Source organism: Planctomycetota bacterium, assembly GCA_035574235.1.
In the GTDB taxonomy this organism is placed as follows: domain Bacteria; phylum Planctomycetota; class MHYJ01; order MHYJ01; family JACPRB01; genus DATLZA01.
The window spans coordinates 22,490-36,791 of the sequence record DATLZA010000176.1 but is presented as its reverse complement, the minus strand read 5'-3'; the positions used below and the strand labels follow the sequence as shown (position 1 = coordinate 36,791).

Annotated in this window: 11 protein-coding genes; 5 read left to right on the top strand and 6 right to left on the bottom strand. The window is 70.7% G+C overall.

Annotated elements, in window-relative coordinates; all coding sequences use genetic code 11:
* Positions 1–151: 151 nt before the first annotated feature.
* Positions 152–1,033 carry a TIM barrel protein gene (locus VNO22_16635; GenBank protein HXG63000.1) on the bottom strand — a complete coding sequence of 294 codons (882 nt, stop codon included), beginning with the start codon at positions 1,031–1,033 and terminating at the stop codon, positions 152–154.
* A 112-nt stretch (positions 1,034–1,145) separates the two neighbouring features.
* Here VNO22_16635 and VNO22_16630 point away from each other — a divergent pair, with 112 nt between their 5' ends.
* The 3 genes from VNO22_16630 to era all read left to right on the top strand — a co-directional run bounded on the left by VNO22_16630 (position 1,146) and on the right by era (position 4,450).
* Positions 1,146–2,036 carry an alpha/beta hydrolase gene (locus tag VNO22_16630; GenBank protein ID HXG62999.1) on the top strand — a complete coding sequence of 297 codons (891 nt, stop codon included), beginning with the start codon at positions 1,146–1,148 and terminating at the stop codon, positions 2,034–2,036.
* Between the two features lie 88 nt (positions 2,037–2,124).
* The gene (locus VNO22_16625) at positions 2,125–3,486 is read left to right on the top strand and encodes a DUF1501 domain-containing protein (protein HXG62998.1); all 1,362 of its coding nucleotides are present in this window, start codon (positions 2,125–2,127) and stop codon (positions 3,484–3,486) included.
* 55 nt (positions 3,487–3,541) lie between these two features.
* Complete coding sequence (gene era / locus VNO22_16620; GenBank protein HXG62997.1) at positions 3,542–4,450, top strand: GTPase Era; 909 nt, start codon at positions 3,542–3,544, stop codon at positions 4,448–4,450.
* 447 nt (positions 4,451–4,897) lie between these two features.
* Here the strand turns inward: era and VNO22_16615 are convergent, their stop codons facing one another.
* From VNO22_16615 to VNO22_16595, 5 genes are all read right to left on the bottom strand, one after another.
* Entirely contained in the window at positions 4,898–5,401 is a 504-nt protein-coding gene (locus VNO22_16615; GenBank protein ID HXG62996.1) for a DUF488 domain-containing protein, read from the bottom strand.
* The gene (locus VNO22_16610) at positions 5,398–6,825 is read right to left on the bottom strand and encodes a sigma-70 family RNA polymerase sigma factor (protein HXG62995.1); all 1,428 of its coding nucleotides are present in this window, start codon (positions 6,823–6,825) and stop codon (positions 5,398–5,400) included. Before VNO22_16610 ends, VNO22_16615 begins: the two co-directional genes overlap by 4 nt.
* Positions 6,826–7,389: 564 nt before the next feature.
* Positions 7,390–8,511, bottom strand: coding sequence for an iron-containing alcohol dehydrogenase (locus tag VNO22_16605; GenBank protein ID HXG62994.1), 1,122 nt, complete (start codon positions 8,509–8,511; stop codon positions 7,390–7,392).
* Between the two features lie 5 nt (positions 8,512–8,516).
* The gene (locus VNO22_16600) at positions 8,517–8,819 is read right to left on the bottom strand and encodes a putative quinol monooxygenase (GenBank protein ID HXG62993.1); all 303 of its coding nucleotides are present in this window, start codon (positions 8,817–8,819) and stop codon (positions 8,517–8,519) included.
* 73 nt (positions 8,820–8,892) lie between these two features.
* Positions 8,893–12,378: a pyruvate carboxylase gene (locus VNO22_16595; GenBank protein ID HXG62992.1), complete on the bottom strand. Its 3,486-nt coding sequence runs from the start codon at positions 12,376–12,378 to the stop codon at positions 8,893–8,895.
* 134 nt (positions 12,379–12,512) lie between these two features.
* Between VNO22_16595 and VNO22_16590 the strand changes: the two genes are divergently transcribed.
* Both VNO22_16590 and VNO22_16585 read left to right on the top strand, forming a co-directional pair.
* Positions 12,513–13,091 carry a sigma-70 family RNA polymerase sigma factor gene (locus VNO22_16590; GenBank protein HXG62991.1) on the top strand — a complete coding sequence of 193 codons (579 nt, stop codon included), beginning with the start codon at positions 12,513–12,515 and terminating at the stop codon, positions 13,089–13,091.
* Complete coding sequence (locus VNO22_16585) at positions 13,091–14,302, top strand: FecR domain-containing protein (protein ID HXG62990.1); 1,212 nt, start codon at positions 13,091–13,093, stop codon at positions 14,300–14,302. Before VNO22_16590 ends, VNO22_16585 begins: the two co-directional genes overlap by 1 nt.

Sequence of the window (14,302 nt, the reverse complement as noted above, 5' to 3'; positions counted from 1 at the left end):
AATGCGCGTCCACGAGGAACCGCGGCGTGCGGAGACAATCATCGTACGCCCGCAGCGTGCGGGAGACCCGCCGGATTGGCTCATCGTCCTGGCCCCGGAGGACTTACGTCGGGCCGGAGCCCCTGCATGGGCAATTCCTGTGCGGAACGGCTCAGACTCCGGCGACGGACCGGACGGCGCGCATCGCGTGCTCGGGGGTGGACGAGGTTCCGTGTTCCAGGCCCACGAAGCCCGCGTAGCCCAGCTCGCGCAGGACGCGGAAGATGTTGGCGTAGTTCACCTCGCCCGTTCCCGGTTCGCGCCGCCCGGGGACGTCCCCGATTTCCACGAAGCGGATCCAGCCCTGGCCGAGCCCCCGGCGGAGGTTGTTGATGAGGTTGCCCTCGCCGAGCTGAAGGTGGTAGAGGTCGAAGTCGATCCGGACCCGCGGGTGATTCACGGCGGCGATGATCCGGAATCCCTCCCGGGCCGACAGCACGGACATCTGCGGCGACTCCACGGGGTTGAGCGGCTCGAGACAGAGATAGACGTCGTACTTCTCCGCCCGGTCGCCGGCCCGCCGCAGGCCCTCCACGATCTGCCGTTCCTGGATCTCCCAGGGAATGTCCTTCTGGACCTGTCCGACGAAGCAGACGAGGTTCCGCGCGCCGACCCGCACGGCGGCCTGGGCGTGCTCCTCGATGTCCTCGAGGAACGCGGCCTCGGCGCCCGTCCGGGTGAGGCCGGTGGACCAGCCGGTGCGGCTCGTGCCGCTGATGCTCCCGCAGGTCAGTCCCAGCCGCTCCGCCGTCCGCGCCAGGGCTTCCAGGTCCTTGCCCCGCGGGTTCCAGAAGCTGTAGGCCTTCAGGCCCTCGGAGGCGATGAGTTCCAGGCGGCGCTCGTGGGGGAGGTCGCGCGGAAACATGAGCTCGAGGTTGCAGGAAAGGACGTAGCGGGGCTCCGGAAGCCCGGGCGCCTGCGGGGCCCGCAGGCCCGCGGCGCCCAGTGCGCCCGCGGCCGTGCCCAGGAACGAACGCCGGCTCAGGTCCGCCATCGTCGATTTTCCTCCGATGGGGGCTCAGTATAAGGGCCGCGGCGTTCCTTCGCCAGGGTTGCGAAACTCCGGTCCCGGGAGCGGCGTTGCAGGAGAGAAGGAGACGAAGGACATGGTGCTTCTCATCGCGGCGGCCGCCGTGGCCTGGGCGCCGGCGGCGCAGGAAGACAGCAAGCCCACGATCATCGAGCTTTGGCCGGGCCGGCCGCCGGGGGAACGGGAAGAGATCGGTCCCGAGCGGTTCCTGGAGTCCAGGCCGGGACAGACGGACGTTCCGCGGCTCACCGATGTGTCCCGGCCGACGATCGAGGTCCACCTTCCGCCGAAGGAGCGGAGCGTCCGCGCCGCGGTCCTCGTCTGTCCGGGCGGGGGATACCGCCTGCTGGCGATCGGGCACGAGGGAAAGGAGGTCGCCGCCTGGCTCCGGGGGCTCGGGATCGCCGCGGCGGTGCTCAAGTATCGGGTGCCGCAGCGGCCGCACGATCCGGACAAGCTTCTCCCCCTTCAGGACGCCCAGCGCGCGCTGGGGCTCCTGCGCCGCCGCGCCGCGGAGTGGGGCGTGGATCCCGGCCGGATCGGGATCCTGGGATTCTCGGCGGGGGGACACCTGGCCGCCCATCTCTCCACGAACTTCGCCTCGCGCGCCTATGAGCCCGTGGATGAGGCCGACGCCGTTTCCTGCCGGCCCGACTTCGCGATTCTCGTCTATCCGGGCGGGATCGTCGATCGCGAAAAAACCGACGTTCTTTCGCCCCGCCTCCGCGTGACGGCGGAGACTCCGCCCGCTTTTCTCGTGCACGCGGGGGACGACCGCGTGCCCGTCGAAAACAGCGTCCGCTATTATCTGGAGCTTCGGCGGGCGGGCGTTCCCGCGGAGCTTCACCTCTATGAATCCGGCGGCCACGGGTTCGGAATCCGGCCGATTCCGCACCCGGCGGCGTCGTGGCCGCGGCGGTGCGAGGACTGGATGAAGCGCCGGGGGCTGCTCGATTCCGCGAAATAAATTCCGGCGCGGCGTCACTCACGGACGGAAGCGTTGTACATATTTTATAGAGGAGCGGGACGCGCGGGTTCGTTCGAGGGGGGTATTCATGCTGCGCGTCGATGCCGGCGGCGCTTCGCGGTACTGCGACGGGATGACCCGTCGGAGCTTCGTTCAGCTCGGGGTGGCCGGGATGGCCTCGTTCGGGCTTCCCGGGCTGCTGCGCGCCCGCGAGGAAGCGGCCCGGGCCGGCCGGGCGTCCCGCGACGCCCGGGTGATCCTCATCTGGCTGGACGGCGGACCCAGCCACATGGACCTCTACGACCTCAAGCCCGATGCGCCCGCCGAGTACCGCGGCTTCTGGCGCCCCATTCCGACGAACGTCCCGGGAATGCAGATCGGGGAACTTCTCCCCCGCCAGGCGCGGGTCGCCCATACGTTCTCCATCGTCCGGTCGCTCCACCATGGGGACGGGGACCATTTCGGCGGAGCCCATCTCATGCTGACCGGGCGGCCGGGGGCCAGCGGGGCCGACACGACCGGAAAGTACCCCTCCCTCGGGTCGATCGCCACGAAGGTCCTGGGCGCGCGCCGTCCCGGCCTGCCGGCGTACGTCGCCGTGCCCCACGCCGCCAGCGTGGGCCTCCGTCCCGGCTACTTCGGCGGCAACTATCTGGGACGCCACCTGGATCCCTTCGAGACCGAAGGCGATCCGAACCGCGCGGATTTCCAGGTCCGCAACCTCCGGCTCCCCGGGGGCCTCACCGTGGAGCGCATCCAGGACCGGCGCGAGCTGCGCCGCTCGTTCGACACCCTGCGCCGCGAGGCGGACGCCGGCGGGCTGCTCGAGACGATGGACCGATTCGAGCAGCAGGCCTTCGATCTGGTCACCAGCGCCGAGGTCCGCCGCGCCTTCGACATCGGCGCCGAGGACGCCAAGCTTCGGGAGCGTTACGGCCGCCACACGTGGGGCCAGTCGGTCCTGCTGGCGCGGCGTCTGGCCGAAGCGGGCGTCACGTTCGTGACCGTTCAGATGGGCGGCTGGGATCACCACTGGGATCTCAAGCAGGGCATGGAGAACTACCTGCCCCGGTACGACGCCGCCGTGGCCACGCTTTTCGAAGACCTCGAGAGCCGCGGGCTTCTGGAGAAGGTGCTCGTCGTCATCTGCGGCGAGTTCAGCCGCACGCCGCGCATGAACGACGGAAGCGGCCGCGGAACCCCCGGGCGCGACCACTGGGGCAACGCGATGTTCGCGGTCCTGGGAGGCGGCGGAGTGAAGGGCGGCCGCGTCGTGGGCGCCACGGACGCCCGGGGCGAATACCCCAAGGAGCGGCCGCTGACGCCGGCGGACCTCCACGCCACGATCTACCACGTGCTGGGAGTCGATCCGCACGTCCAGTTCCTCAACCACCAGGGGCGGCCCGTGCCGGCTCTGGACGGCGGGGAGCCGATCCGCGAGCTTCTGTAGGCGCGCTCCGGAAGAGGACTGGCGCCGCGAGGGCCGCGTCGCTAAACTTCCGGGCATGACGGACGCGGCCGTTCCGCATCGTGCCGGCGTCGTCGCCCTGGTGGGGCGGCCCAACGTCGGCAAGTCCACGCTTCTCAACCGACTGGTGGGAGAGAAGCTCGCCATCACCTCCCCCAAGCCCCAGACGACGCGGCACAAGGTGCTGGGCATTCTCACGGGACCGGGCTACCAGGCGCTGCTCCTGGACACTCCGGGCCTCATGGAAAAGGCCCGGGACGAGCTGGACCGGCGCATGCTCGGTCGCGCCGAGGAGGCCCTCAAGGAATCCGATGTCGCGGCGCTTCTGGTCGAACCCCGCCCGCCGGAGCCCGCCGACCGCGACCTGGCCGCGCGCGTGGCGGCGGCGGCACGGAAGGTCATCCTCGCCGTCAACAAGATCGACACCGTTCCGGCCGACGCGCGGGCCGCCGCGGTGGAGGCGCACGCCGCGTCGGGAGGGTTCGCCGAGACGCTGGCCCTGAGCGCCCTGAGCGGCGAAGGCGTGGACGCGTTCCGGGACGCGCTCGTGCGGCATCTCCCGCCGGGGGAGCCCCTGTACCCGGCCGATCAGGTGACCGATCGGGACGACCGTTTCCTGGCGGCCGAGGCGCTGCGCGAGAAGATCTACGCGCTGTACGGCGAGGAAATCCCCTACGACACGGCGGTCGAAATCGAAGAATACCGCGAGGCGCGACCCGAGGAGGGCAAGAACAAGGACTACATCCGCGCCGTCGTCTACGTCAACAAGGAATCCCAGAAGCCGATCCTCATCGGCAAGGGAGGGCAGGCCCTCAAGCAGCTCGGGGCCGCCGCCCGACGGGACATCGAGGCGATCCTCGCGCGTCCCGTGTTCCTCGAAGTGTGGGTCAAGACCCGCCCGCGGTGGCGCAAAGATCCGGGGTTTCTCCGGCATCTCGGTTATTAGCCGGCTTTCTCCGAAAGGCGTAACGGGCGCCCCCTTCCGGGCCTCCATTCGGGTGGAAGCGCATCGTGCTTTTTCCCGTTCGTTCGAAGAGCCTTTCTTCCGCCCGACGAGGTGATCTCATGCTTCGAGCCCTGAAAACCGGACTTGCCCTGGCGCTCCTAGCGGCGTTCCTGGCGCCGGGGTTCGGGTGCGAACGCGAGGATCGACAGGAGCGCGAACGGCGCAACGGGGCGCCCGCGCCCGAGGAGCCGCAGCGCCCCGAGACGGCGCCGCCCCCGCAGGATCGGGAAACCGCTCCGCCGGCGCCCGACACGACGCCTCCGGCCCCGCAGGACCGAGCTCCCGCGCCGGCGCCTAAAGAGGAGGATCGGGAACGCCCGCAGCCTCCCGCCCCGGAGCCTTCACCCGGCCCCGCCGAGCCGACGCCCCAGGGAACTACTCCTTAGGCTATCCCCGATCGTAGACCAGCCCGCCGCCCTCGAGGCGGGCGGCGGGACTCAGGCGGTGGAGACGGTCCCCCGGCCGGTGCAGCACCGTCCAGCCGCGCGCCGTCAGGAGATCCGAAAGGAGCATCCGATGGCAGCGGAACCAGACGGCTTCGGCGCACAGGAGGACGGTGCGCCGCCGTTCGGCCAGCGCTTCCAGGTCGGCCAGGGCGGCCTGGAATTCCGGCGTTTCCATGTGCGCCGCGTAGGCCCGGAAGGCGGCCGACCGAAGCGCGCGGTGCCGATCGCCGCCGCCGCGGCGCCGGCCTCCCAAAGCCGGAAAGGAGCGGTATTCCACGACCCGGGCGAGAGCCTCCGCGTTGAAATGGGGAAAGCGGCGCGAGACGGGATAACGCCGCACGTCGGCCACGACGTCGAGGTTGCGGATACGCTCCAGGAACTCCTCGAGCGTCAAGGTCGAATGGCCGACCGTCCAGAGGCGCCGTCCGGGGACGTCTGCGCTCACCGCCGTTCCGCGAAGGAGGGGAGCGGCCCCTCGAGAAACTCCTGAAGATCGCGCGCCCGGCGGGGATGCTGGAGCTTGCGCAGGGCTTTCGCCTCGATCTGGCGGATCCGCTCGCGCGTCAGGCCGAAGCGCCGTCCCACCTCTTCCAGCGTGAGGGGCCGGTCGGTGCCGATTCCGAACCGGAGACGCAGGACGTCGCGCTCCCGCGGGGAAAGAGTTTCCAGCAGGCGCTCCACGCGTTCCCGGAGGAGACGCCGGCCGGCCGCCGCGTCGGGGGCTTCCGAGGAAGCGTTCTCGACCAGGGCGCCCAGGGAATGCTCCTCGCCGGGCCGCACGGGCCGGTCGAGCGACACGGGCCGCTCCGCCACCCGGAGCACGCGGCCGACCTCCTCGGGGGCCATGTCCGCGGCCGCCGAAAGCTCCAGAAGGGAGGGCTCCCGGCCCAGCCTCTGGGCCAGGCGCCGCGAGGCGACATGGAGGCGGTACAGGGCGTCCAGCACGTGCACCGGGATCCGTACCGTGCGCGAAAAATCCGCGATCGCGCGCTGTATGGACTGGCGGATCCACCACGTGGCGTAGGTCGAAAAGCGGTAGCCGCGGTCCGGATCGTACTTTTCGACGGCCCGGAGGAGACCCGTGTTGCCCTCCTGGATGAGATCGAGGAACGAGAGCCCCCGATGGCGGTACTTCTTGGCGACGGCGACGACGAGGCGCAGGTTGGCGGCCACGAGGCGCGACTTGGCGCGCTCGTACTCGGTCTTCCGGGCCTGCAGCTCGCGGACCCGCGCCGCGAAGCGGTCGGCATCCGTCTCGCCCAGCTCGGCGAGCCGGCGTTCCCGCTCGCGGCGCGCCGGGGCTCCGGCGCGGCCGAGTTCCTCCAGCCGGCGGGCGGCTTCCTCGAGCGTGCGGACGATCGGGATCAGAAGCTCGGTGTCGAAATCGATCTCCTCCAGGAGGGCCGCCGCCTGGGCGCGCGCCCGGGGCGACCGGCCGGCGGCGGCGCGAAGGACCTCCGGAAGGGCCGCCAGGGTCTCCGCGCGCGCGGCCCCTTCCGGACCGGCGCTGCGCAACACCCGATCCGCCGAAGCTTCTCCGGCCCGGATCTCCTCCAGGAGGGCGGCGGCCTCGGCCACCGCGGACGGAAATTCGAACAGGCGGTTTCGAAAGCGGCGGCGGGCGTCGCGGATCTCCGCGGCCAGCCGGCGCTCCTCTTCGCGGCCCAGCATCGGGATCCGGCCCATCTGCTCGAGGTAAAGCGCGAGCGCGTCCTCCCGGCCGTGGGAGGCGGGACCGCGGGCCGACTCGTCCCGGCCCTGCGGCTCCAGCTCGTCGAGCTCGCGAAGCAGGGCCTCCACGCGGTCGGCCGGCTCCTCGGGCGTCCGGGCGGCGGAGCGCAAGCCGGCGCTCTCGGAAGTTTCCTTCATGACGGCTTCGATCGGGGACAGACGCTCCTCCCGCGACGAAAAGAGTGAAAGAGGCGCGGGAGCAACCGGGGGTCGTCCCCTCTGGGATCCCGCAGGGCCGCCGATGTTATGACGAAGCGGCGGCCGATGCAAGAGATTGCGCGGACGAAAGCCGTGCGTTCGGCGTCCTCTGTTCTTGCGGCGCGGCGCCCGCTATCCTGGAGGCATGGAGGACGAGTTCACCTCCGGTCCGTGGACGGGGTTCTACACCTATTCGGACGGGCGTCGCGAACGCATGGACCTGTCGCTCAGCTTCCGGGAGGGCGTCGTTTCGGGCGCGGGCCGCGATCCGGTGGGTCCTTTCGGCGTCCTGGGCCGCTATGACGCGGAGACGAAGGGGATCTCTTGGACCAAGACGTACGTCGGCCGTCACTCGGTCTTTTACAAGGGCTGCCGGGATGCGCGCGGCATTTGGGGAACCTGGGAAATCCCTCCGTTCGGGCACGGAGGGTTTCACATCTGGCCGGAAGGGCGGGGTCCCGGTCGCGCCGAAGCGCTCGAAGTCGAGACCGAGGAGACGGACCTTCAGAGCGCCGCGCGCACGGCCTCGGCGAGCTCCCCGTCGGAGAGCTCGATCGGATTGAACCGCATGCTGCCGCCGCGCGAGTCGCGCACGATGGGCTCGACGTCGGCTTCGGAAACGCCGTAGGCGGCCAGTCGGGGGACCCCGAGACGCCGCCGGAGGTCCGCCAGCCGCTCCAGGAGCTCCTCCGGATCGCGGGCGCCGAAGAGGCGGGCCGCTTCCGCATATCGCTCGAGGGCGGGCGAGGCGGGCGCGCGCGTCCGGAGCGCGCGGAGGTTGGCGCGCAGCGTGTCCACGAGGAGGGCGGCGCAGCCGAGCCCGTGGGGGATGGCGAAGCGGCCCCCCAGCGGGGCCACGAGTCCATGCACCGCCCCGAGCCCCGCATTGGCCAGAACCAGCCCGCCCCAGAGAGAGGCCAGCGCCATGGACTCCGCGTCCGGAGCGCCCCGGGCCAGCCCCTCCAGGCCCCGCGCCGCCCGCGCCAGCCCGGGCCGCGCCAGGGCGTCCGTCATCGGCCCGGCGCCGGTGGAGACGAATCCTTCGAGGAGATGCGTCAGCGCGTCGAGCCCCGCCGAAGCGGCCACCGCCGGCGGTGCCGCGGCGGCCAGGTCGGGATCCACGATCGCCGTGCGGGGCATGAGCCGGTCGTGCCGCAGGCTCCGTTTGACGCGGCGCTCGGGAACGCGGAGGACGGCGTTCTTGGTGGCCTCGGACCCGCTTCCGGCGGTCGTGGGGACCGCCACGAACGGCAGGGGAGGGCGATCGAGCGTCCGGCCCGTGCCCACCTGTTCAAGATATTCGAGGACGCTTCCCTCGTGGACGGCCATGGCGCTGACGGCCTTGCCGGTGTCCAGGGCGCTTCCTCCGCCCACGGCGCAGACGACGTCCGCGCCCGCCTCGCGCGCCCGCCGCGCGGCCTCGTCCACGGTTGCCACGTCCGGCTCGCCGGACACGGCGAATCGGGGAACGTTTCCGAGAGCGGCCAGGAACGCGAAGCGGTCCGCCGTGCGGGCGCCGGTGACGAGAAAGGGCCGGCGGCCGAAGCGCGCCAGGATCTCCGGGAGCCGGCGCGACTCGCCGGATCCGAAGCGGATTTCGGGCGGCGCGAGGAACGCGAACGGCACGGCGTCTACGCCCCCGGCGCGGGGGCCGCGAGGACGTACTTCTCGCTCGTCCGGGGCGCGGCCAGGAGATCGCCCACCTCGGCGCGCCAGCGCGCGTAGTGCGGGGTCTGCTGGTGCGCCTGAAAGGCGGCCTCGTCGCGGTAGACCTCGACGAGCGCGAACTTGAGCGGGTTGTCCACCGCCCGCAGGACGTCGAAGCGAAGGTTTCCCGGCTCCTTGCGAGACTGCTCCGAGTTGTAGCGGGCCAGCTCGAAGAGCTTCTGCGCCGTATCCGGCCGGGCCTCCAGGCGCACGAGGACGACGTACATGGGTCGCTTCCTCCTTACCGCTTCCGCCATCGAAAGACGTGTCGCCCAGGGTCCGGCGGGAGGTACCGGGCCTTCAGGCGATCGCGCTTTCCTTCCGGGCCTCGGGGGCCGGCTCCGGGGGCGCGGGCTCCAGGACCACGAGGAGATCCCTGGCCTCCACCGCGGATCCGGGCCGGACGTGGACCTCCTTGACGCGGCCGGCCAGGGGCGCGTACACCGAGGTCTCCATCTTCATCGCCTCGATCGAGAGAAGCTTCTGCCCGCGCGCCACCGCCTCCCCGGCGCCGACGACGACCTGGACGACCTTGCCGGGCATCGGGGCGCCGACGTGGCCGGGGTTGTCCGGATCCGCCTTCGGGCGCGTTTCCTTGGAGGCTTTGAGCGTCCGATCCGCCACGCGGACTTCGCGCGGCACCCCGTTGAGCTCGAAAAAGACCGGCCGCAGGCCCTCGCCGTCGGGCTCGCCCACGGCGATGAACTTGATGATGAGGGTCTTGCCCGGGTCGATCTCGACGGTGATTTCCTGCCCCGGCTTCATGCCGTAGAAGAACACGTCCGTGGGAAGCACCGACGTGTCTCCGAAGTGCCGCCGGTGGCCGTCGAACTCGATGAATTCCCGGGGGTACATGAGGTAGCTCAGGACGTCGGCGTCGGTGGGAGCGGCCTTGATCTTGGCCTTGAGCTCCGCGCGGACCGCGTCGAAATCGACCGGCGGAAGGGCGTCCGCCGGACGGCCCTTGAGGGGCTCCCGATCCTTGAGAATGATCTTCTGGAGCTTGCGGGGGAAACCGCCCACGGGGCGCCCGAGCCGTCCTTCGAAGAGTTCCACGACCGATTTCGGGAACGACAGCTCGCGCCGCCCGTCCAGGACGTCTTCGGCCTTGAGGTTGTTGGCCACGAGGAAGAGCGCCATGTCCCCGACCACCTTGCTCGAAGGCGTCACCTTGATGATGTCCCCGAACAGGCGGTTGACGTCGGCGTACGCGCGCAGCACCTCGCGCCAGCGGGAGGCCAGGCCGAGGCTCTTGGCCTGTTCCCGGAGATTGGTGATCTGCCCGCCGGGAATTTCATGCCGGTACACTTCCGCCGTGCCGGCGAGCATGCCCGACTCGAACGGGTAGTAGGCCTCGCGCACGCTCTCCCAGTACTCGGCGCAGCGGTTGAGGGCGTCGATGTCCACCCCCGTGTCCCGCTCGGTGTTGCGGAAGGCCTCCACGATCGAATTGAGGTTCGGCTGGCTCGTCAGGCCGCTCATCGAAGCGATCGCGCCGTCGACGATGTGGACGCCCGCGTCGGCGGCCTTGACGAGGCTGGCGGCCTGAATGCCGGCGGTGTCGTGGGTGTGGAAGTGGATGGGGATTCCCACCTCCTGCGTCAGCGCGGAAACCAGCCGGTGGGCCGCGTAGGGCTTGCAGAGGCCGGCCATGTCCTTGATGGCCAGCATATGGGCCCCGATCCGCTCGAGCTGTTTGGCGAGCTTGACGTAGTACTCGAGCGTGTACTTGTCCCGCGCCGGGTCCAGCAGGTCCCCCGAATAGCAGATCGTGGCCTCGCAGATCGCCCCGGATTCCAGGACCGCTTCGAGGGAGGGCCGCATGTTGGGGACCCAGTTGAAGCAGTCGAAGACGCGGAACAGGTCGATGCCCGCCTGCGCGGCGTGGCGCACGAAGGCCGCGACGACCTCGTCGCGGTAGTTCGTGTACCCGACGGCGTTTCCGGCCCGCAGCAGCATCTGGAAGAGGATGTTGGGAATCGCCCGGCGCAGCGCGACGAGGCGTTCCCAGGGATCCTCTTTCAGGAACCGCATGGCCGCGTCGAAGGTCGCTCCGCCCCACATTTCCAGGCTGAAGAGGTTCGACAGCGTGCGGGCCACGTAGGGGGCGATGCGCAGCATGTCGTACGTCCGCACCCGCGTGGCCAGGAGCGACTGGTGCGCGTCCCGGAACGTGGTGTCCGTCAGGAGGAGGCGCTTCTGGCTGCGGGCCCATTCGGCGAACTTCCGGGGGCCCATCTCGAGGAGCATGTCCCGCGTGCCCGGGGGCGGAGCGGCGCTCTCGTCGATCGCGGGAAGTTCGGGTTCCGGAATCGCGCGGCCGTCCGTCCGGCCTTTGACCTCGGGGTTCCCGTTGACGACGACGTCTCCGATGAAGCTCAGGAGCTTGGTGGCCCGGTCGCGCCGGGGATGCCAGCGCACGAGCTCCGGCGTCGAGTCCACGAAGGTCGTCGTCGCCTCGCCCGAGGCGAAGGCGGGGTGCTGAAGGAGGTTCTCGAGGAAGGGGATGTTCGTCTTGACGCCGCGCACCCGGAATTCGCGCAGCGCCCGGTCCATGCGCCGGATGCACTGGTCGAAGGTGGGCGCCCAGGCGGTGACCTTGACGAGGAGCGAGTCGTAGTAGGGCGTGATGGTCGCCCCGCTGTAGGCGGTCCCGCCGTCCAGACGGATTCCGAAACCGGCGGGGGATCGGTAGTGGGTGATCCGCCCGAAATCGGGGATGAAGCGGTTTTCCGGATCCTCCGTCGTCACGCGGCACTGGAGGGCGAAGCCGCTGGTCCGGATCTGATCCTGCGGAGGGACCCCCAGGGGCGCCTCGTGCATGGCGACGCCCTGCGCGATCAGGATCTGCGCGCGCACGAGATCCACGCCCGTCACCATCTCGGTGACCGTATGCTCCACCTGGATGCGGGGATTGACCTCGATGAAATAGAATTCGTTGCGGTCGACGTCCACCAGGAACTCGACCGTAGCGGCGTTGACGAGGCCCGCCCGCGCGGCCAGGCGCACCGCCGCGTCGCAAAGCGCCTGGCGCACCCCGGGGTCCAGACGGGGCGCCGGCGCGATCTCCACCACCTTCTGGTGACGGCGCTGCACGGAGCAGTCGCGTTCCCACAGGTGGACGATCTCGCCGTGGACGTCGCCCAGGACCTGCACCTCGATGTGCTTGGCGCGGGGGACGTAGCGCTCGAGGAAAACCGCGTCGTTGCCGAAGGCGGCGCCCGCCTCGCGGCGGGCTTCCTCGAGGAGCGGTTCGAGGTCTTCCGGACGGTGGACCACGCGCATGCCGCGGCCGCCCCCGCCGAAGCTCGCCTTCATGATGAGGGGGAAGCCGATCCGGCGGGCTTCCTTCTTCAGGGCGGGGCCCGGACGGACGGGGCCCTCGGTCCCGGGGAGCACCGGCAGGCCCGCTTCGATCGCCAGCCGCCGCGCCGCCACCTTGTCTCCGAAGAGCTCCAGGACCTCGGTCGGCGGCCCGATGAACGCGATTCCGGCCTCCCGGCACGCCCGGGCGAAGTTCGCGTTCTCCGAAAGAAATCCGTATCCGGGATGGATCGCGTCCGCCTTGACCCGCCGCGCCAGGTCCACGATCCCCTGGATGTCGAGGTACGCGGCGACCGGGCCCTTGCCCTGCCCGATGAGGTAGGATTCGTCGGCCTTGAAGCGGTGGAGGGAGAAACGGTCCTCCCAGGCGTAGATCGCCACGGTGCGGATGCCGAGTTCCGCGGCCGCCCGGAAGACGCGGATGGCGATCTCGCTGCGGTTGGCGACCAGGATCTTCTGCATCGGTCTCTCGCGGCGCTCCGGCTTCCCCGAAGAGCGGCAAATTATAACGCCGTCTTCCAGGACCGGCAAGAGTCGACCGCCCGCCGCCGATTTCGGCTAACCTTGAGCCGGGGGCGGCAATAAGGGGATGAAGCATGGATCCGGAAGCTCTCTCCGACGCCGAAGAGGCGATCCGGCGCGTTCGGGAGGGGCGCGCGGAGGCCTACGAGACCGTCGTGCGCGCCTTCCAGGCCCGCCTGCGCGCCTCGGTGGCGTACCTGTCGCCCCCCGGCGTGGACGCCGATGAGATCGCCCACCGGACCTTCGTCGAGGCATTCCGCCGGATCGACGAGTACCGCCCCGGAACGCATTTCTATGCGTGGCTTTCGGCGATCGCGCGCGCGCTCGTGCGGGGGGAGCTGCGGCGGATCCGGCGGGAGGCCGTCCGACGGGAGCGCTATCTCGAGCGCGTCGTGACGGAGGCTGCGGAGGCGGATCTCGAAGGCGGCGACGATCTGGTCGAGCGGCGGGTCCGCGCGCTGCAGGAATGCCTGGGCCGCCTCCCGGCGGAGCTTCGAGAACTTCTCCAGATGCGGTACTCCCGCGACGCTTCCATTGCGGAGATCGCCCGCCGCACGGGACGCAGCGGAACCGCGGTGAAGGTCCGCCTTTTCGATCTGCGGCGGCGGTTGCGCGACTGCGTGGACCGCCGGCTCGCCTGGGAGCGCGCGTGATGGAACGGTTCGACACGCTGGCCTCGGAGTATCTGGACGGGAGCCTTTCTCCGGCGGAAGCGCAGGAGCTGGCGGCCCTGCTCGAGGCCGACCCGGAGCGCCGCCGCGCGTTCGCGGACCTGGTGCGGCAGGGGCGGGCGCTGGCCCGCGTGCTGGATTCCCGGCCGCCGGAGGATTTCGCTCGGGGCGTGATGAAGGAGATCGAGGAGAACGGCGGTCCGTTCGTCGCGGGGGTCATGGGCGAGATCCGCTCCTCCGCACGGCCCCGGCGGCGTCCGGGGTGGACCGCGGCGGGGCTGGCGGCGGCGGTCGCCGGGGCGCTGGTGATCTGGGCGACCGTGCGCGTTCCGGGCTCGGCCGAGCTTCTTCAGACGGGTCCGGGGGTTGCCGTCGTCCGCGGAGGCGTGACGGTCCCGGCGCGGCCCGGGGCGGTTCTGCACAACGGCGACCGGGTGCGCTCCGCCGGGACGGGCGGCGCCGTGATCGGATACGCCGGCGAGGAGACGCGCCTGGAGATCGAAGCCGGAACGGAACTGCGGATCCTGAGCGAAGGCGGCCGTAAAGTGATCGAGCTGGCGCGCGGCGAGATCCGCGCCCGCGTGGCTCCGCAGCCTTCGGGGCGGCCGATGCTCATCCGCGCCCCGCATGCGCGGGCGGAGGTTCTGGGGACGCGGCTGAAGCTCTCCGCCACCGACGAGGCGACGCGTCTGGAAGTCGAAGAAGGGCGGGTGCGGCTCGTTCGCGAGGAGGATGGGCGCTCGGTCATCGTCCCGCCGCGCCATTTCACGCTGGCGGGGCCGGAAGCGGGGCTGGATCCGGAGCCCGTTCCGCCGTCTCCGGCCGTCCCGCCCCGCATCGTGGGGTTCTCGCTGATCCATCTGGACGCTCCGCGGCGCCCGATTCCCGGATTCGAGGACCTGCGGGACGGGGCGGTCCTGTCGCTGTCTCGGCTGCCGACGCGAAGGATCAATCTCCAGGTGCACACCGATCCGCCCCACGTGGGCAGCGTGCGCTTCGCGTACCGGGGCCGGGACAACTTCAACACGGAGCTGATCCGGCCTTACACGCTCGTGCCGAACGACGGCCGGCGCGGACCGGTCTGGAACCCGGAGCCGGGCCCGCACTCCGTGACGGTCACTCCGTTCACGGGGACGTACGGAAACGGGATTCGGGGGGAGTCGCGGACGCTGCGTTTCACGGTGACGGAATGA

Coding starts and splice junctions, on each gene's coding strand:
- VNO22_16635 (HXG63000.1), bottom strand. CDS start 1,033: ATGGCGGACCTGAGCCGGCGTTCGTTCCTGGGCACGGCCGCGGGCGCA.
- VNO22_16630 (HXG62999.1), top strand. CDS start 1,146: ATGGTGCTTCTCATCGCGGCGGCCGCCGTGGCCTGGGCGCCGGCGGCG.
- VNO22_16625 (HXG62998.1), top strand. CDS start 2,125: ATGCTGCGCGTCGATGCCGGCGGCGCTTCGCGGTACTGCGACGGGATG.
- era (HXG62997.1), top strand. CDS start 3,542: ATGACGGACGCGGCCGTTCCGCATCGTGCCGGCGTCGTCGCCCTGGTG.
- VNO22_16610 (HXG62995.1), bottom strand. CDS start 6,825: ATGAAGGAAACTTCCGAGAGCGCCGGCTTGCGCTCCGCCGCCCGGACG.
- VNO22_16600 (HXG62993.1), bottom strand. CDS start 8,819: ATGTACGTCGTCCTCGTGCGCCTGGAGGCCCGGCCGGATACGGCGCAG.
- VNO22_16595 (HXG62992.1), bottom strand. CDS start 12,378: ATGCAGAAGATCCTGGTCGCCAACCGCAGCGAGATCGCCATCCGCGTC.
- VNO22_16590 (HXG62991.1), top strand. CDS start 12,513: ATGGATCCGGAAGCTCTCTCCGACGCCGAAGAGGCGATCCGGCGCGTT.
- VNO22_16585 (HXG62990.1), top strand. CDS start 13,091: ATGGAACGGTTCGACACGCTGGCCTCGGAGTATCTGGACGGGAGCCTT.